Source organism: Agreia sp. Leaf210 (assembly GCF_001421485.1).
Taxonomy (GTDB): Bacteria; Actinomycetota; Actinomycetes; order Actinomycetales; family Microbacteriaceae; genus Agreia.
Genome location: NZ_LMKK01000004.1, coordinates 73,693 through 89,249, shown reverse-complemented (window position 1 = coordinate 89,249; position 15,557 = coordinate 73,693). Strand labels below are relative to the sequence as shown.

Genomic DNA, 15,557 nt, shown 5'->3' with positions numbered 1-15,557 from the left:
TCAGCGGTAGCGCGACGGAACGTTCCAGTGCCGGCCGAACTCCGCATCGAAGAAGGGCGGCTCGAACGGGCTGTCTCCGCCGGCCGGGTAGCTCGTGAGCTCTCCGAAGACGATGCGGTCAGGCAGCGCGTAGAGGTCGACACGAACGAAGTCGGTCTCGGCCCCGAGCTTCTCGGCGATCGAGATCATCTCGTCGAGACGGTCGGGTCGCTGGCGCGGCGGAGTCGCCCACGCCGGTCCGCCGCTCATGGGCAGGTGCCGCCAGTCGGCGTCGTAGAAGTCCTGCGTGCGCTCGTCGAAGCGGCCGGCATCCACCTGGATGTACTGGCACCGCCCGTGGAACACGAAGAACTTGTAGTCGTCGGGAATGCCGCCCGGCGCCACGAGCATCTCCTCGACGATCACCGCCGGCGGGACTCGGCCGTAGGCCCACTCGCGATTGGGGCCCTGCCCGTAGAGCTTCGTCATCCAGACCGAGGCGATCTCGATCAACGCGTCGACCGTGACGGCGGCGGGGCGCACGTGGCGGTAGACCCAGCCCCAGACGGCCGGCGGCAACGTCTGGTCTTCGGATGCCTGTGGCGACACCACGATCGCGGCGCCGCTGCCGTGGGTCGGCTTCACGACATACGACTCGGGCAGCTCGAGCTCGCGCAGGCTCTCGGGATCACGCAGGATGCCGTAGGCCTTCGGCAGGTACTCCTCTCCGACTCGCGCGGCCACGTACTCGCGAACCGCCGCCTTGTCGGCGAAGGTGACCAGGAGCATCCGATGATCGCGCAGCATCTTGTAGCGCACCTTCTCGGTGAAGGTCTGCGGCCTGCGGGTGCGCAGCAGCCGCGCGGCGCGAACGAGTCGACTGCGCTGGCGCCAGCGCACTTTGGGTGTAGCCACGGGTCGATCGTCTCCCGTTACGCGCGCGTGAGCGTCGGGAGGGCGTCGACGAGCGGGGCGAGTTCGGGCATGTCGCGGGCCGCGGTCAGCGCGCGCTCGAGGGTCTCGTCGTGCACGGGCCGGGCGTCGGCGAGCAGCGCCTGACCCGCCTCGGTGAGCTCGGTGTAGATGCCCCGACGGTCGTCGGCGCACAGCACGCGGGTGAGCAGCCCGCGCTCTTCGAGTCTGTTCACGAGGCGGGTGGTGGCGCTGGGGCTGAGGGCCGTGGCGCGCCCCAGCTGCTGCATGCGCATGTGCCAGCCGTGCTGGCGGCTGAGCGCATCCAGAACCGTGTACTCGACAACCGAGAGACTGACGCCCGAGGCGAGGGCGCGCTCGAGTTCGCTCTCGATGAGTCCGTGCAGAGCGGCCAGCGTGCGCCAGCCCTGCGAGCGGATCTCGACGGCGTCGTCTGCGATTCCCATGGTTCCTCCGGTGCTCAGACAAAGTAGTTGCTTGCGCGGCATAACTGCGTGTGCAATGATTTAGCCCGCGCTTGCAACTACTAGCGTACGCGCTCTACCCGAGCGCGTGAAGCCTGATCGAATCTTTCACGGAGTCACGCATGCCCCTCGGTCTCATCGCCCTCGCCCTCGGAGGCTTCGGAATCGGACTCACCGAGTTCGTCATCATGGGCCTGCTGCCCGAAGTGGCGAGCGAGTTCGCCGTTACGGAGGCCACGGCGGGGTGGCTCATCACCGGCTACGCCCTCAGCGTGGTCGTCGGCGCGCTCGCGATTCCCGCCCTCGTCACGCGCCTGCCGCGCAAGCAGGTGCTCATGGGGCTGCTCGTGCTCTTCGTCGCCGGCAACCTCATCTCGGCCCTCGCTCCCAGCTACGAGCTGATGCTCGCCGGCCGGGTCGTGGCCGCGCTCTGCCATGGAGCCTTCTTCGGCATCGGCTCCGTCGTCGCCGCAGACATGGTCGGGCCCACCAAGAAGGCCAGCGCGATCGCGGTCATGTTCACCGGCCTCACGGCAGCCAATGTGCTCGGCGTTCCGTTCGGAACGTTCCTCGGTCAGGCCTTCGGGTGGCGCTCCACCTTCTGGGCTATCACGGTCATCGGTGTGATCGCGCTCGCGGGCATCCTCGCCCTGGTTCCGCGCTCTGCGGGTGCCGCGGCCGACGCCCCGAGCCTGCGAGCGGAGCTCAGCGCATTCCGCGCCCCACAGGTGTGGTTCTCGATCGCCATCACCGTGCTCGGCTACGGCGGAATGTTCGGGGCCTTCACCTACATCGCCTACGTCCTCACCGACGTCTCGGGCTTCGCCTCGAGCGCCGTTCCGTGGCTGCTGGTGCTGTTCGGTGTGGGTCTGTTCATCGGCAATTTCGTGGGCGGCAAGACCGCAGACAAGGCTCTGGATGCGACGCTCATCGTCGTTCTCGCGGCCCTCGCCCTCGTGCTGCTCGGCTTCGCCCTGACGGCCCAGAGCCAGATCGCCACGATCATCGCCCTGTTCCTCATGGGAGGCTTCGGCTTCGCCACCGTTCCCGCCCTGCAGATGCGCGTGATGCGCTCGGCGGGCTCCGGCGCCGCCACGCTCGTCTCGGGCGCGAATATCGGAGCCTTCAACCTGGGCAACGCTCTCGGTGCCTGGCTCGGAGGCGTTCTTATCGCCGCGGGGCTGGGTTACGCGGCGCCGATCTGGGCGGGAGCGGGGCTCACCGTCTTGGCGCTCGCGGTGGTCATCCCGGCCGCGGCCGCCGTGAAGCGCGCCGCCGCGCAGGCGGACGCGGACGCAGCTGCCCCGGTCCGCGCCGGTTCGGAGCATCCGCTGCCGGTCGACCAGTAGCGGATACCCCGAACGGGCGCCGATGCCCCGACGCGGCGGCGGCGGCTCTCAGTGGGCCTGGCTGCCCAGCTCGATCACCAGCACGCCCACTGCGATCAGCGCGATTCCCGCGAGCATGCGAGGGGTGAGTCGCTCCTTGAAGAAGACGCGCGCTCCGATCGCGGTCAGGGCGACACCGGATGCGGCCCAGATTCCGTAGGCGATCCCGACGGGCATGCCGGCCGACAGCGAGAAGGTCAGCAGGGTGAAGGCCGTGATGTAGAAGACGGCGACGGGAGCGATCCACCTCTTCTTGCGTAGGCCTTCGGAGGCGCGGAGCGACATGGTCGCGGCGACTTCGGTGATGATGGCGCCGATGAGCAGAAGCCAGATCATGACCCGACCTCCGTCTTCGTCTTCTCGGATCGCGGATGGCCGGTCTCGACCAGCACGACGCCGGCGACCACGATGACGATGCCGAGGCCGATCAGAAAGGTGAATGCCTCGCCGAAGACGAGTGACGCGAAGAGCGCGGTCAGGGCGACGCCCGCAGCGGCCCAGATGCCGTAGACGACTCCGATGGGGGCGCCGATGCGCAGAAGGTACGACAGGGCGATGAACGCTCCGATGTAACCGAGCACCGCGAGAATCGCCCACCATGGGTCGTCGAGCGCCGCGCGAAGAGACAGGGTCGCCGTCACCTCCAGCAGGATCGCGCCCGTGAGAACCAGCCACTTTCTCATGAGGGGTTCCTCTCTATGAGCGCGAGCAGTCGACCGACGAGGTCGGCGCGGCGATCGGCGTCGAGGGTGATGATGCCCGTGGACTCGGCGATCCAGAGGCCGTTCGTCGCAAGCCACACCAGAAGGAGGCCGGTGCTGTCTCGGGCGTCGAAGTCGAACCAGGTGTGCAGGTAGTCGAGCCAGGGCTGCGATAGATCGGGCCTGCGCACCGCCTCGGAGAACACCACGAACTCGCCCGCGGTGACGTCGCCTTCGCTCGCGAACCGAACGAATGCGTCGACGCGCTGCTCGAGGGTCGACTCGTCGAGGGGTACGGAGAGCGCATCCTGCAGTTCCGCCTGCCAGCGTGCGATCACGTGCTCGATGACGGCCACCATCATGGCGTCTTTGCTGGGGAAGTGGTACATCAGGCCCGCCTTGGTCAGCCCGGCCTCGGTCGCCACCGACTGATAGGTGATGTCGGCTCCTCCGCCGGCGTCGACGACCCTCAGCGCGGCATTCAGAATCTCTTCTCGTGAACTCGATCTCATGGCCATAACCTACCGTACGTACGGTAAATATTGCTTCGGGGTTCCTGAGAGCGCTGATGGGAAGGCGTCAGGATTCCTGCCCCAACCGCTCGGATTCCGTTAGGACGCCTCACGGCTGCCGATGACCGGCGTAGACCTGCATCTGTGACCCTCACTTCTCTTCTCCCCTCGCTCAGAAAAAGCATCCCCGACCCGTTCGTGATCGACCGCTGGCCAGAGTGGACGCACCTCACCACCATCGACGTCGTGGTCTCGGGAGTGTCGCTGCTGCGCCTCGTCGAGCTCTGCGACACCCCGTGCGTGCACATCGCCGCGGCCGTCGTTCCCGGCACGCATGGCCGGCCGTCCGACATCGAACAGTCCTCGGTCGTCGTGGCGCAGGTCGTCGAGATTCCTCGCGAGGGTGCACTGATTCTGGATGCCGACCTCACGCGCGTGCAGGCTCATGTGTCGGAGGCGCGACTCATAGGTCGTGCCTCGACCCAGCACTCCGTGCCTTTCTCGCTCTCGGCCGTGCAGCCGCTCTCGGCCGTGCAGTCGGCGGTACTGCCCGCCGACCTCCGCGTCGGCGACCTCATCGCCATCCCGTGCCGAGGTGCTGTCTGCCGCCGTCAACTGCGGTCGGGCGGCGCCTCGTGAGCCTGATGTCCACCGTCGCCCGCTACGGGCGCACCCACAGGCGCGGCCTCGATCGACGATTCTGGCCGCGCGATGCAGTGGCGCTCGGAGACGACATCCGGGTCGTCGGCGAATCGATGGTCGGCATGGCGCGCGCCGTCGGAACGCCGTGCACTCGCGTCGTCGAGGCGATCGATCGAGGCGAGTGGGCGACCGGTCGAGAGGGCGAATCCCAGCGGTTCTGCGGCGTCGTCGTGGCCACGGTCGAGCTCGTCGCGCCGTCGGGCGACGGCGAGGGTGTCGACGTCTGGCTCGATGCCGAGCTCGACGGATGCGACCCCGTCGCCGGGTCGGTGCGGCTGCTCGGTCGGCATGCGTCGGATGCGCAGCGCGCGTTCACTCTGCGCCCCGCTGCGCGAAGGGGCGAGTTGCGCGCGATGCTGCCCACGGGCATCCGGGCGGGCGATCTGCTCGCGTTCGTCGTGGCGGAACCCGTGGCGCTGCACGACATCCGTCGTCGCTCCTGGCATCGGGAGCGCCTGCTGTAGGGCAGGCGGTCGAGGCGCGTTCAGACGATGTCTGCGGTGAGCGATCAGCTGAGCGCGAGCACCATCTCGACCTCGTTTTGGGTGCGGTCGAGCGGGTAGGGAATCGTCTCGCCCGTCTCGACGTAGCCGCGTCGCGTGTAGAACGCGCGTGCTCGCGGGTTGTCTTCGTGCACGTGCAGCCGCAGGCCGCCCTCGGGAACCGCGGCGCGCGCCCAGGTCTCGATCTCGTCGAGCAGCGCATCCGTGAGGCCGCGGGTCGCACCGCGCCACGCGGGCGTGACGTAGACGCTCACGAGCATGGCGTCGCCGCGCCCATCGAGGTAGGCGCTCATGGTTCCCAGCCAGGCGCCGCTCGAGGTGTCGACCGCCGCGAGTCCGAGGCTGCCCTCGCGCGCCGCCCGTGATGCTCGCGAGCGCCACTCGACCTCCGGCTCGCGGAGCGCGCTGTCGAGGGTCTCGAGAAAGGCCAGGGGAGTGTCGGCGAGCATCTCGAGGCGCAGTTCGCGCAGCCGAGGCCAGTCGCCCTCGGAGATGCGGTCGATCCTGAATTCTGACTTCACCGGGCGAGGCTAGCGGGACGATGTTCATCGCGCAACCGGGTGGGCGACGTCCATCCGAGTGCGGGAACGTGTCCGAATTCCTTCTGAGACGCCCGACGATGGGCGAGGAAAGGCACCACCATGACAGACATCACTGCACACCACGGACTCCTGAACGACACGAAGCTGCACGTCGACGACACCGGCGGATCGGGCCGCCCTGTCGTGCTCGTCCACGGCTGGCCGCTCAGCGGCGAATCGTGGAAGTACCAGGTTCCTGCACTCGAAGCCGCAGGGTTCCGGGTCGTCACCTACGACCGGAGGGGATTCGGCCGAAGCGACAAGCCGCTCACCGGCTACGACTACAACACACTCACCGACGACCTGCAGGCTGTGCTCACGTCGCTAGACCTGCGCAACGTCACCCTCGTGGGCTTCTCCATGGGCGGCGGCGAGGCGGCGCGCTACTTCACGAAGTATGGAGCCGAGCGCATCCACAGTGTGGTCTTCGCATCGGCCGTGCCGCCGTATCTGTTGCAGACGCCCGGCAACCCGGATGGCCCTCTCACCGCGGCACTCGCCGCGAAGATGACCGCCGGTCTCACTGCCAACCAGGAGTCGTTCTACGACGACTTCACGACGCAGTTCTTCTCGGTCGACGGCAAGCTCGTCGTCACGGAGGAGCAGCGTCAGGAGGCCCTCGCTCTCGCCCTGCAGTCGTCGAAGGTCGCCGCGCTCGAGGCCATGGCGTCGTTCGCGTCGACCGACTTCCGAGACGACCTGCCGAACGTGACGGTTCCCGCGCTGGTCATCCACGGAGACGGCGACGCGACCGTGCCTTTCGAGGGTTCGGGCCAGCGCACACACGCGGCGTTGACGACGTCTGAGGTGCACGTTGTCTCGGGCGGCCCGCACGGAGTGAACGTCAGCCACGCCGACGAGTGGAACCGTGTCGTCATCGACTTCCTGTCGAAGTAGAGACCGCTCGTCGAGTGCGGGTGTCGCTGGCCGGCGCGGTGGTTCTGCCACCGCGCGCGGCGGCGACGCCTGCGCTCGACGTTACGGGCGCAGGCGCCGGATGCGGATGGGCCCGCGGGCGGTCGCCAGGTCGACCGGCTCGCCGCCCTGCGTGATCTCGACCTCGCCGCGGGCGACGAGGCGACCCGCCGCGCTGCGCGACGCATCCATCAGATCGCGCCAGTCGTCGTCGCCGACGGCACGCGCGGCATCCGAGGGGCAGATCGTCGAGCTGAGCGCCCGCTGCTCGAGCAGCTCGATGATCTTCTGCTCGAGCTGGAGGTCGATGTCGGGATTCGAGCCAAAAGACATGAATCCAGTCTGCGCCTTCAGTCGGCCTGCGGCCACCAGCTCGGCAGGAATACGCCGTAGGCGGCCATGAACGCGTCGGTGCTCCGCGGCGCGGGGGTGGCGAGCCAGGCCTCGAGGGCGCCGACCGTGCCATTCGCGATGAAGCGCGCAGCGGCATCCGCCACGAACCCCTCGGGAGGGATGGACGTCGACTCGGGCACGGTGAGCGCGTGCCGGTCGAGCAGCAGGGTGACCGACTCGGCGAAGTGCTGACTGAGCAGCGGCTGAAGGCTCGCCGATCCGCTCGACTCGCCGAGCCCGCGAATGTAGACGGCGGCGTGCGAGTCGACGTGTTCGAGCACGGCGACGGTCACGCCTCTGATCGCCAGGGATGCCTGCCGCGCGGTCGTCAGATCAGCCTCGCGCAGGTAGGTGGTGCGGAGTTCGTCGAGTTCGGCGCGCAGAACCGACTCGAGCAACGAGGCGGGCGACGCGGCGTGCTGATAGAAGGTGGAGCGATTGATGCCGGCAGAGATCGCGATCTCGGACGCTGTGATCTCGCTCGCCTGCTTGTCGGCCGCCAGAGACAGCACGGCGGAGGCGAGCCGGGCGCGGGTCTTGATCTGACGGGAGTCCACACAGCGAGTGTAGGAGCCTCAGCCGCCGATTCGCCCCGAAGATGGTCCTGACTTTGACAATCATTATCAATAAAGCTATTTTCAAAATCGACCCGCATTGCATCCCACTTAGAACGGCTCACCCTCCCGTGAAAAAACTCCTCTCCATCAGCGCGCTCGCCGCGGCCACCGCGCTCGTCCTCTCCGGCTGCGCATCCGGTTCCACCGATGCCGGCGCGACCGACGACCCCACGAATTCCTCCGGAGTGCGTATCGTCGCGTCGACCGACGTCTACGGCGATATCGCCCAGCAGATCGGCGGCGACCGGGTGAGCGTGACCTCGATCATCGACGACCCCGACAAAGATCCGCACGAGTACGAAGCAGACGCCCGCACGCAGCTGTCGCTCTCGAAAGCCCAGCTCGTGATCGAGAACGGCGGCGGTTACGACGACTTCGTCGAGAAGATGCTCTCTGCCGCCGACAACAAGGTCGCGCCGGTGCTGAACGCCGCCGACATCTCGGGCTACGACCAGGAACCCGCCGAGGGCGAGTTCAACGAGCACGTCTGGTACGACTTCCCGACCGTGCAGAAGCTCACCGACGAACTCGTCGACCAGCTCAGCGCGATCGACCCGGATGGCGCCAAGAGCTACGAAGAGAACGCCAAGACGTTCGAGGGCCAGCTCGCTGCGCTCGAGCAGCAGGAGAAGGACATCAAGGCGTCGTTCAACGGAGCGGGTGCCGCGATCACCGAGCCCGTGCCGCTGTACATGCTGAGCGCCGCCGGCCTCGTCAACAAGACGCCGGCCGCCTTCAGCGAGGCGATCGAGGAGGGCACCGACGTTCCCGCAGACGTGCTCAAGCAGACCACCGACCAGTTCTCCTCAGGAGAGGTGAAGGTTCTCGTCTACAACGAGCAGACCTCGGGCGCCCAGACCGAGCTCGTCCTGACCGCGGCGAAGGACTCCAAGGTCCCCGTCGTCCCCGTCACAGAGACCCTTCCCGAGGGAACCGACTACATCAGCTGGATGACCACCAACCTCAACGCGCTTCAGGGCGCGCTCAGCGGCAAGTAGTCTTCACCGAGTGAAGATCTTCGGGGCGAAGTCGGCGCGAGCCGCTTCAGAAGCCGCCCCCTCGCCCCGCAACGCGCCACGGCACGTGGTGCTGCGCGTGCGGGGCGGGGCGCTTCAATTCGGTGAGCGTCGGCTATGGCACGACCTCGACTTCGATGTGCGTGCGGGCGAGTTCGTCGCCGTGCTCGGGGCCAACGGCTCGGGCAAGTCGAGTCTGCTCAAGGTCATCCTCGGCCAGCAGCAACTGAGCGCTGGAACGATGACCTTCGAAGGTTCACCCGTGACCCGGGGGAACCGTCGCATCGGCTACATTCCGCAGCAGAAGCTCGCCGACGAGGGAGCTCCGCTGCGCGGCCGCGACCTCGTCGCGCTCGGCGTCGACGGCCACCGCTTCGGTCTGCCGTTGCCCCGGGCGGCGCGACGCCGCGAGGTCGACGAGCTGCTCGCATCCGTCGGCGCATCCGAATACGCGAATGTGGCCGTCTCGACTCTGTCGGGCGGCGAGCAGCAGCGCCTGCGCGTCGGGCAGTCGCTCGCGGGCGATCCGACCCTGCTGCTGTGCGACGAGCCGCTGCTCTCTCTCGACCTCGCCCATCAGCGCGCGGTCTCCGAACTCATCGACACGCATCGCAGGCAGCGCGACCTCGGCGTGCTCTTCGTGACTCACGACATCAATCCCGTGCTCGACATGGTCGACCGGGTTCTGTACCTCGCCGGCGGCTCCTTTCGTATCGGCACGCCAGACGAGGTGCTGCGCAGCGAGGTCCTCTCCGAGCTCTACGGCTCGCCCGTCGATGTGATCCGCACGCGCGGACGCGTGATCGTGGTGGGCGTTCCGGATGCGAGCCACGGGCACGACGGGCATCATCACCACGACGACGACCCCGTCGTGAGCGACCCCGGTTCGGCGGCACCGAGCGGCGGGCCGCGATCGTGAACGGCATCGACTGGGCCGACCTCTGGTCGCAGGTCTTCAACTTCTCCGACTACGGCGATCTGATCGTGCTCCTGCAGAACTCGATCATCGCGGGCGCCGTGCTCGGCATCGTGGGCGGCCTCATCGGCGTGTTCGTGATGTCACGCGACATGGCGTTCGCGGTGCACGGCATCAGTGAGCTCTCGTTCGCGGGGGCCTCCGCCGGGCTGCTCTTCGGCGTCGGCGTGGTCGAGGGATCGCTCATCGGTTCGATCGTGGCGGCTCTCATCATCGGCTTCCTCGGCGCGAAGTCTCGAGATCGCAATTCGATCATCGCCGTGCTGATGCCTTTCGGGCTCGGTCTCGGCATCCTCTGCCTGGCCCTCTACCCGGGCCGCAGCGCCAACAAGTTCGGGCTGCTCACGGGCCAGATCGTCGCCGTCGACGACCCGAGGCTCAACTCGCTGATCGCCATCTCGATCGTGGTCGTGGTCGGCCTGCTCGTGATCTGGCGCCCGCTCACGTTCGCGAGCGTCGACGCCGATGTTGCCGCCGCGCGGGGCGTGTCGGTTCAGACGCTCTCGATCGTGTTCATGCTGCTGCTCGGCCTGGCCGTCGCCGTCTCGGTGCAGGTCGTGGGATCGCTGCTGGTGCTGTCGATTCTCGTCACTCCGGCGGCAGCTGCACTGCGGGTGTCGTCGTCGCCCATCGTCGTTCCTCTTCTCAGCATGCTCTTCGCGGTGCTCTCGCTCGTGGGCGGAATCATGCTGGCGCTCGGAGGGTCGGTGCCGATCAGCCCCTACGTCACCACGATCTCGTTCGCCATCTACGTGGTCTGCCGCATCATCGCGGCGTCACGGGCGAGACGGGGCATCTCGGGTCGACAGGCGTTGGTCTGAGGCTGCCGGGCCGAACCTCGGCGACGCGGGTTAAGATTGAGGTGATGTCGGCCCTACGTGGCCTCGGAGGTAGATGATGGTCGTGAAGCGCAATACCTGGCAGCGCGAGGCTGTGCGCGCCGCACTCGGCACCCAGATCGGCTTCGTGAGCGCTCAGGGTCTCCACTCGAACCTGCACTCCACCGGCTCGCACATCGGCCTGGCCACGGTCTATCGCGCCCTGGCCGACCTGGCCAGCGAGGGCGAGGCCGACTCGCTGCAGTCGCCCGACGGCGAGAGCCTCTACCGCGCGTGCAGCACCGGGCATCACCACCACCTCATCTGCCGCGGCTGTGGTCTCACGGTCGAGATCGAGGCCGACGAGGTGGAGTCGTGGGCGCGCAAGACGGCCGCGCTGCACGGATTCTCCCGACCCGAACACGTGGTCGACATCTTCGGCTTCTGCAGCTCCTGCGTGCCGACGCCCGCCGGCTGACAGGGCACGCGCGTACTTGCGCGCATCCGGCCGGTCGCCTAAACTCGGTAGCTGGTCGAGTGGCATCTCCACTCGCATGTACACCACCCCCCACCTGTTTCATTCGGGGGCGACGTGTGCCGACAAGCAATCTTGGGTAGAACGCGCGTTAACCTGCGTTTTTCTACGGTAACTATGGAGGAAATCATGGCAGCAACCTGCCAGGTGACCGGCGCCATTCCCGGCTTCGGACACAACATCTCGCACTCGCACCGTCGCACGAAGCGCCGGTTCGACCCGAACATCCAGAAGAAGACGTACTACGTTCCGTCGCTTCGTCGTAACGTGACCCTGCAGCTCAGCACCAAGGGCATCAAGGTCATCGACGCACGCGGCATCGAGAGCGTTGTCAAAGATCTTCTCGCCCGTGGGGAGAAAATCTAATGGCTAAGTCACAGGACGTTCGTCCGATCATCAAGCTGCGTTCGACGGCTGGCACGGGTTACACCTATGTCACCAAGAAGAACCGCCGCAACAACCCCGACCGCCTCGTGCTGAAGAAGTACGACCCGGTCATCCGCCAGCACGTCGACTTCCGGGAGGAGAGGTAACACATGGCCAAGAAAAGCATGATTGCAAAGAACGAGCAGCGTAAAGTCATCGTCGCTCGTTACAACACCAAGCGCCTTGAGCTTAAGAAGGCCCTCGTCAGCCCGACGTCGACCGACGCCGAGCGCGAGGCCGCCCGCCTCGGCCTGCAGAAGCTGCCCAAGAACGCTTCGCCGGTGCGCGTGCGCAGCCGCGACGCGGTCGACGGCCGTCCCCGTGGTGTGCTCACGAAGTTCGGCATCAGCCGTGTTCGCTTCCGTGACATGGCTCACCGTGGCGAGCTGCCCGGCATCACGAAGAGCTCCTGGTAGTCCAGGGCTTCTCGCACTGAACATCTGAAAAAGGATGTCGGCCCATCGGGTCGGCATCCTTTTTCACGTTTCACAGCTGTTGTGAGGCCTCCGAGGCGCGGTAATCCGCGAAATCCCGGCGATCTCTGATACATTCGTCACGGTCAACAGACCAGACGTGTGGCCTACCCAAGGTTTCCACCGTTTCGTTTCTAGAGCTGCTTTTCGCAGCACAAGGTCCGAGGAGGACACCCCATGGCTGATAAGTCACTCAACAAGACCGAGCTCGTCGCCCAGGTCGCCGCTGCATCCGGCCAGACGCAGTCCGCCGTCAACGAGGTTCTCGACGCCCTCTTCGCGACGCTCGCGGAGTCGGTCGGCAACGACGTCAAGGTCACCATCCCGGGATGGCTCGCTGTCGAGCGCACCTCGCGCGCAGCCCGCGCCGGCCGCAACCCGCAGACGGGTGAGGCCATCCAGATCGCCGCCGGTCACTCGGTCAAGATCTCCGCTGGCTCGAAGCTCAAGGCTGCCGCCAAGTAGTCTTTTCGATTCTTCATCCTCAGGGGTGTCCGCTTCACGCGGACGCCCCTGAGGTGTTTAAGGGGCGCCCGCTCCCTGTCCCTGTCACAAGCGCGCACTTCGATTCGGCGCAGAAGCACCGTTGATCACGCGGGAAGGTGCAGTTGCGCCGACTCGAAAAGGCCCCAGACATCCATTCGGCGAGAAAACACCCATACTTCACGCGGAAGGTGCATGTGCGCCGAGTGGCAGGGCCGACGAACCTGCGACGGGTGGGGGAGCCCTGGTCAGCGGGCGAGCGGTCGGCGGGGTCGCATCGGCGTGCGGGGTGCGTCGGCGGGCACCGCACCGGATGCGCGGGCCGGCGACGCGGGCGTGCGCCTGACCGCGGGTGCCAGCGGCTGTCGGGAGGATTCGGCGGCCTGCCGCTGCGGCGCGAAGCTCTCGATGCGAGCGATCGCGGCATCGAGTGCCGCTTCGAGAGGCGCGGTCTGCTCGTAGACGCGAGCGATGAGTAGTCCACCCTGCAGGGCAGCGAGAAGACCGACCGCGAGCCCTCGAGCGTCGGCGTCGCTCTGCAGCTCTCCCGAGGCACGCATGGCCGCGATGCCGTTCTCGACCGGGGCGAGCCAGAGGTCGAAGCCCTCGAGGAGCCCGGTACGGGCATCCGGATCGGTGTCGATCAGCTCGCTGGCGAGCGAGCCGAGCGGCGACCAGCCGTGCCCCGCGCGACCGCGAGCCTGAGTGACGACGGCATCGCGCCACGCGCGGAGCGACTCGATGCTGTCTATACGCTCCAGCTGTGGCTGCTGTTCACCGACGGCGGCCTCGGCCTCGTAGGCGACGACCGCGCGCACGAGATCCTTTTTGTCAGAGAAGTAGTGGTAGAGCTGCGAGGCGCTGACCTGGGCTTGTGCCCTGACCTCGTCGATGCTGGTGCGTGCAGCACCGTGCTGCCGCACGAGTTGCGCTGCGGCCTCGACGATGCGGAGTCGGGTCGCGGCGCCCTTTGCGGTGAGGGCCGGGCGGGGGGTAGGCAACGTCGCGGTGCTCATGGGGCGAGTCTAGGTCGAGTGGAATAGGTCATCCACTTCCCGCGCCGCGCGCCGCGGTGGCCCGGCCGCTACGCAACAGCCCCGCGGCCGCCCGCTACGCCCCGACGACGCCCAGCTCGTACGCCCGGATGACGACCTCGACCCGGTTGCGCAACTGCAACTTCGCTAGCACCCGGCCGATGTGCGCCTTCACCGTCGATTCGCTCAAGTGCAACGCCTCGACGATCTCGGCGTTGGTCGCGCCCTGCCCGATGAGTACGAAGATCTCGCGTTCCCGGGCGGTGAGGTCGTCGAGAGCATCGTCGACAGCAGCGTCGCCGGCACTCCCGCCGCCCGAATCGCGTCCACCCGCAGCACGCGTCGCGAGGTGCGGAGCGGCAACCTCGATGAGCTTCGCCGTAATCCTCGGCGAGACCACCGCATCGCCGGAGTGCACCGCCCGGATAGCTGCGACGAGGTTTTCGGGCCGGGTGTCTTTTAGGAGAAAACCGGATGCCCCCGCCCCTAACGCCCCGAACGCGTACTCGTCGAGGTCGTACGTCGTTAGAACGAGCACCCGCGTCTCGGGACGCAGCCTCGTGATGCTCTCCGTCGCTTCGATGCCGCCGATGCCGGGCATGCGCACGTCCATGAGCACGACATCCGGCTCGAGCCGCCGCGCAGCCTCGATGGCCTCCGCCCCGTCTCCGGCCTCGCCGACCACGAGCATGCCGGGCATCGCGTTCAGCATCAGCCGGAACCCGTATCGCACCAGCTCCTGATCGTCGACCAGCAGCACGCGGATCTCGTCTGTCATCGCTCCTCCTCCCAGCGCAGCCGCGCGAGAACCCGCCAGCCGCCGTCTCCGTGCGGCCCCGCCTCGAGCGTTCCGTCGTACAGCGCGACCCGCTCGTGCATTCCGAGAATGCCCCGGCCAGCACCGGATGCCGCACCGCCCGCGATCGCGGACGGCACGCGCGCGGCGCGCGGCAACCCGCCGCCGGATACAGCGCCGCCATCCGAGCCGCCGCCGACCGAGCCGCCGCCGACCGGCGTGTCCAGAACGACGACACCCACCGCATCCGGATGCCAGCTGACCGACACGACGACCTCTCGGCCCGGCCCCGCGTGCCGCAGCACATTCGTCAGGGATTCCTGCACGATTCGGTACACGGTGAGGCCGAGGGCAGGATCCGTCGTGGCCGTTCCCGATACGTCGAGGCGCGCCGCGAGGCCCGCCGCCACGAACTCCGTCACGAGCGCCGGCAGATGGGAGGCGTCGGGCTGCGGCGCGTGTTCCATCGCGGCACCGCCCCGCTCCTCGCGAACCGAGCCGAGCAGACGCCTGACCTCGGCGAGCGTCTTGCGGCCCGTCTCCGCAACGCGGCCGATCGCCTCCTTCGCCTCCTGCGGGCGCTCGTCGGCTGCCGCGTACGCGCCGTCGGAGATCGCGATGATCACAGAGAGACTATGCGCGATCACGTCGTGCATCTCGCGGGCGATACGCTCGCGTTCCAGGGCCCGGGCTGTCTCTGCCTGCTGGTCGCGCTCCCGGGCGAGCCTCTCGGCGCGGTCGACCAGCTCGGCGATGTGCCGACGCCTGTGTCCGACCGTGGTTCCCAGCAGGGCGGCGATCACCAGCACGACGGTAATGACCAGCACATAGTTCGTCCAGTCGACCACGGTGTCCCGGGGTACTGTCGGCTGCCCGAGGCCGAGCAGCGGAACGCGCCACTGCCCGCGCAGGATGAGCGCGAAGGCTCCGAGTGCGCCGCTGGCCAGCGCCGCCACGAAACACAGCCAGGCTATAGGCCCGCTACGCCGCACTCCCACTGTGTAGACCGCGAGCACGGCGAGCAGGCATTCCGCGCCGGAGCCGACCGCGAGGGAGAGCACCGGTAGCACAAGGGCCCCGGCGAAGGCCAGCTTCGGCAGACGGCGGTGCGCGGCCAGAACCGCGATCCCGCCCGCGAAGAGGCTGACCATCGACCACAGGGGAGTCGCGTAGCCGGGCTCCCGCGACAGGGCCGCCGCGCCGACGGCAAAGGTCGTGTACACGGCGATCGCCAGCGCGCTGACGGCGGATGCGTGTCCGATGCCGCGCGCGCCGCGATCGCGCGGCACCTCGGGGGAGGTGCCGCGCGACT

The 15,557-nt window shown here is 67.7% G+C and carries 23 protein-coding genes; 12 read left to right on the top strand and 11 right to left on the bottom strand.

The features are described 5' to 3' along the window. A complete protein-coding gene (locus ASE64_RS14980; RefSeq protein ID WP_235480653.1) occupies positions 1-894 on the bottom strand; it encodes an ATP-grasp fold amidoligase family protein in 894 nt (297 codons plus the stop codon). A 17-nt stretch (positions 895-911) separates the two neighbouring features. Continuing rightward, positions 912-1,358, bottom strand: a complete 447-nt coding sequence (locus ASE64_RS14975; protein ID WP_055782343.1) for a MarR family winged helix-turn-helix transcriptional regulator — start codon at positions 1,356-1,358, stop codon at positions 912-914. Positions 1,359-1,498: 140 nt separating this feature from the next. On the opposite strand from ASE64_RS14975, the gene ASE64_RS14970 reads away from it, so the two are divergent. Then, positions 1,499-2,725 carry an MFS transporter gene (locus ASE64_RS14970; protein ID WP_055782340.1) on the top strand — a complete coding sequence of 409 codons (1,227 nt, stop codon included), beginning with the start codon at positions 1,499-1,501 and terminating at the stop codon, positions 2,723-2,725. A gap of 48 nt (positions 2,726-2,773) precedes the next feature. On the opposite strand, the gene ASE64_RS14965 is transcribed toward ASE64_RS14970, so the two are convergent. The 3 genes from ASE64_RS14965 to ASE64_RS14955 are packed head-to-tail and all read right to left on the bottom strand — an operon-like array spanning position 2,774 to position 3,977. Further along, positions 2,774-3,100 carry a DMT family transporter gene (locus tag ASE64_RS14965; RefSeq protein ID WP_170927337.1) on the bottom strand — a complete coding sequence of 109 codons (327 nt, stop codon included), beginning with the start codon at positions 3,098-3,100 and terminating at the stop codon, positions 2,774-2,776. Beyond that, positions 3,097-3,447, bottom strand: coding sequence for a DMT family transporter (locus ASE64_RS14960; protein ID WP_055782338.1), 351 nt, complete (start codon positions 3,445-3,447; stop codon positions 3,097-3,099). The genes ASE64_RS14965 and ASE64_RS14960 overlap by 4 nt, the downstream gene beginning before the upstream one ends. Continuing rightward, a complete protein-coding gene (locus ASE64_RS14955; protein WP_162234577.1) occupies positions 3,444-3,977 on the bottom strand; it encodes a TetR/AcrR family transcriptional regulator in 534 nt (177 codons plus the stop codon). The genes ASE64_RS14960 and ASE64_RS14955 overlap by 4 nt, the downstream gene beginning before the upstream one ends. A gap of 144 nt (positions 3,978-4,121) precedes the next feature. On the opposite strand from ASE64_RS14955, the gene ASE64_RS14950 reads away from it, so the two are divergent. Then, positions 4,122-4,616, top strand: coding sequence for a hypothetical protein (locus ASE64_RS14950; RefSeq protein WP_055782332.1), 495 nt, complete (start codon positions 4,122-4,124; stop codon positions 4,614-4,616). Then, positions 4,613-5,143: a hypothetical protein gene (locus ASE64_RS14945; protein WP_156351966.1), complete on the top strand. Its 531-nt coding sequence runs from the start codon at positions 4,613-4,615 to the stop codon at positions 5,141-5,143. The genes ASE64_RS14950 and ASE64_RS14945 overlap by 4 nt, the downstream gene beginning before the upstream one ends. Before the next feature lie 44 nt (positions 5,144-5,187). On the opposite strand, the gene ASE64_RS14940 is transcribed toward ASE64_RS14945, so the two are convergent. Beyond that, positions 5,188-5,703: a GNAT family N-acetyltransferase gene (locus tag ASE64_RS14940; RefSeq protein WP_055782326.1), complete on the bottom strand. Its 516-nt coding sequence runs from the start codon at positions 5,701-5,703 to the stop codon at positions 5,188-5,190. A 120-nt stretch (positions 5,704-5,823) separates the two neighbouring features. Here ASE64_RS14940 and ASE64_RS14935 point away from each other — a divergent pair, with 120 nt between their 5' ends. After that, the gene (locus ASE64_RS14935) at positions 5,824-6,660 is read left to right on the top strand and encodes an alpha/beta fold hydrolase (RefSeq protein WP_055782323.1); all 837 of its coding nucleotides are present in this window, start codon (positions 5,824-5,826) and stop codon (positions 6,658-6,660) included. Positions 6,661-6,741: 81 nt separating this feature from the next. Here ASE64_RS14935 and ASE64_RS14930 read toward each other — a convergent pair whose 3' ends face one another. Then, on the bottom strand, positions 6,742-7,011 hold the full coding sequence (locus ASE64_RS14930; RefSeq protein ID WP_055783132.1) for a DUF3253 domain-containing protein: 270 nt from the start codon (positions 7,009-7,011) through the stop codon (positions 6,742-6,744). Between the two features lie 17 nt (positions 7,012-7,028). Further along, positions 7,029-7,628 (bottom strand): TetR/AcrR family transcriptional regulator, encoded by a 600-nt coding sequence (locus ASE64_RS14925; protein WP_055782320.1) that lies wholly within the window; start codon positions 7,626-7,628, stop codon positions 7,029-7,031. Positions 7,629-7,756: 128 nt separating this feature from the next. Here ASE64_RS14925 and ASE64_RS14920 point away from each other — a divergent pair, with 128 nt between their 5' ends. The 8 genes from ASE64_RS14920 (at position 7,757) to ASE64_RS14885 (ending at position 12,397) form a co-directional block, all read left to right on the top strand. Beyond that, entirely contained in the window at positions 7,757-8,686 is a 930-nt protein-coding gene (locus tag ASE64_RS14920; RefSeq protein WP_235480652.1) for a metal ABC transporter solute-binding protein, Zn/Mn family, read from the top strand. Between the two features lie 91 nt (positions 8,687-8,777). Next, positions 8,778-9,623, top strand: a complete 846-nt coding sequence (locus tag ASE64_RS17515) for a metal ABC transporter ATP-binding protein (protein ID WP_156352036.1) — start codon at positions 8,778-8,780, stop codon at positions 9,621-9,623. 5 nt (positions 9,624-9,628) lie between these two features. Beyond that, on the top strand, positions 9,629-10,501 hold the full coding sequence (locus tag ASE64_RS17510) for a metal ABC transporter permease (RefSeq protein ID WP_156352031.1): 873 nt from the start codon (positions 9,629-9,631) through the stop codon (positions 10,499-10,501). A 76-nt stretch (positions 10,502-10,577) separates the two neighbouring features. Next, the gene (locus ASE64_RS14905; RefSeq protein WP_055783122.1) at positions 10,578-10,976 is read left to right on the top strand and encodes a Fur family transcriptional regulator; all 399 of its coding nucleotides are present in this window, start codon (positions 10,578-10,580) and stop codon (positions 10,974-10,976) included. Between the two features lie 186 nt (positions 10,977-11,162). Continuing rightward, complete coding sequence (gene rpmB / locus ASE64_RS14900) at positions 11,163-11,399, top strand: 50S ribosomal protein L28 (protein ID WP_055782318.1); 237 nt, start codon at positions 11,163-11,165, stop codon at positions 11,397-11,399. Further along, positions 11,399-11,566, top strand: coding sequence for a 50S ribosomal protein L33 (gene rpmG, locus ASE64_RS14895; RefSeq protein ID WP_055782315.1), 168 nt, complete (start codon positions 11,399-11,401; stop codon positions 11,564-11,566). The genes rpmB and rpmG overlap by 1 nt, the downstream gene beginning before the upstream one ends. Before the next feature lie 3 nt (positions 11,567-11,569). Beyond that, on the top strand, positions 11,570-11,875 hold the full coding sequence (rpsN, locus tag ASE64_RS14890) for a 30S ribosomal protein S14 (protein WP_044443722.1): 306 nt from the start codon (positions 11,570-11,572) through the stop codon (positions 11,873-11,875). 234 nt (positions 11,876-12,109) lie between these two features. Then, entirely contained in the window at positions 12,110-12,397 is a 288-nt protein-coding gene (locus ASE64_RS14885) for an HU family DNA-binding protein (protein ID WP_044443721.1), read from the top strand. A 266-nt stretch (positions 12,398-12,663) separates the two neighbouring features. On the opposite strand, the gene ASE64_RS14880 is transcribed toward ASE64_RS14885, so the two are convergent. The 3 genes from ASE64_RS14880 to ASE64_RS14870 form a co-directional block, all read right to left on the bottom strand. Further along, positions 12,664-13,431, bottom strand: coding sequence for a TetR/AcrR family transcriptional regulator (locus tag ASE64_RS14880; protein ID WP_082466395.1), 768 nt, complete (start codon positions 13,429-13,431; stop codon positions 12,664-12,666). Positions 13,432-13,525: 94 nt separating this feature from the next. Then, a complete protein-coding gene (locus ASE64_RS14875; protein ID WP_055782312.1) occupies positions 13,526-14,227 on the bottom strand; it encodes a response regulator transcription factor in 702 nt (233 codons plus the stop codon). Beyond that, positions 14,224-15,534, bottom strand: a complete 1,311-nt coding sequence (locus tag ASE64_RS14870; RefSeq protein WP_055782309.1) for a sensor histidine kinase — start codon at positions 15,532-15,534, stop codon at positions 14,224-14,226. The genes ASE64_RS14875 and ASE64_RS14870 overlap by 4 nt, the downstream gene beginning before the upstream one ends. Positions 15,535-15,557 lie beyond the last annotated feature (23 nt).

Bases quoted from the DNA above. Each gene is read 5' to 3' on its own strand.
- ASE64_RS14905 (WP_055783122.1), top strand. From the start codon at position 10,578: ATGGTCGTGAAGCGCAATACCTGGCAGCGCGAGGCTGTGCGCGCCGCA.
- ASE64_RS14960 (WP_055782338.1), bottom strand. From the start codon at position 3,447: ATGAGAAAGTGGCTGGTTCTCACGGGCGCGATCCTGCTGGAGGTGACG.
- rpsN (WP_044443722.1), top strand. From the start codon at position 11,570: ATGGCCAAGAAAAGCATGATTGCAAAGAACGAGCAGCGTAAAGTCATC.
- ASE64_RS14935 (WP_055782323.1), top strand. From the start codon at position 5,824: ATGACAGACATCACTGCACACCACGGACTCCTGAACGACACGAAGCTG.
- rpmB (WP_055782318.1), top strand. From the start codon at position 11,163: ATGGCAGCAACCTGCCAGGTGACCGGCGCCATTCCCGGCTTCGGACAC.
- ASE64_RS14965 (WP_170927337.1), bottom strand. From the start codon at position 3,100: ATGATCTGGCTTCTGCTCATCGGCGCCATCATCACCGAAGTCGCCGCG.
- rpmG (WP_055782315.1), top strand. From the start codon at position 11,399: ATGGCTAAGTCACAGGACGTTCGTCCGATCATCAAGCTGCGTTCGACG.
- ASE64_RS14955 (WP_162234577.1), bottom strand. From the start codon at position 3,977: ATGAGATCGAGTTCACGAGAAGAGATTCTGAATGCCGCGCTGAGGGTC.
- ASE64_RS14970 (WP_055782340.1), top strand. From the start codon at position 1,499: ATGCCCCTCGGTCTCATCGCCCTCGCCCTCGGAGGCTTCGGAATCGGA.
- ASE64_RS14880 (WP_082466395.1), bottom strand. From the start codon at position 13,431: ATGAGCACCGCGACGTTGCCTACCCCCCGCCCGGCCCTCACCGCAAAG.
- ASE64_RS14885 (WP_044443721.1), top strand. From the start codon at position 12,110: ATGGCTGATAAGTCACTCAACAAGACCGAGCTCGTCGCCCAGGTCGCC.
- ASE64_RS14875 (WP_055782312.1), bottom strand. From the start codon at position 14,227: ATGACAGACGAGATCCGCGTGCTGCTGGTCGACGATCAGGAGCTGGTG.
- ASE64_RS14930 (WP_055783132.1), bottom strand. From the start codon at position 7,011: ATGTCTTTTGGCTCGAATCCCGACATCGACCTCCAGCTCGAGCAGAAG.
- ASE64_RS14975 (WP_055782343.1), bottom strand. From the start codon at position 1,358: ATGGGAATCGCAGACGACGCCGTCGAGATCCGCTCGCAGGGCTGGCGC.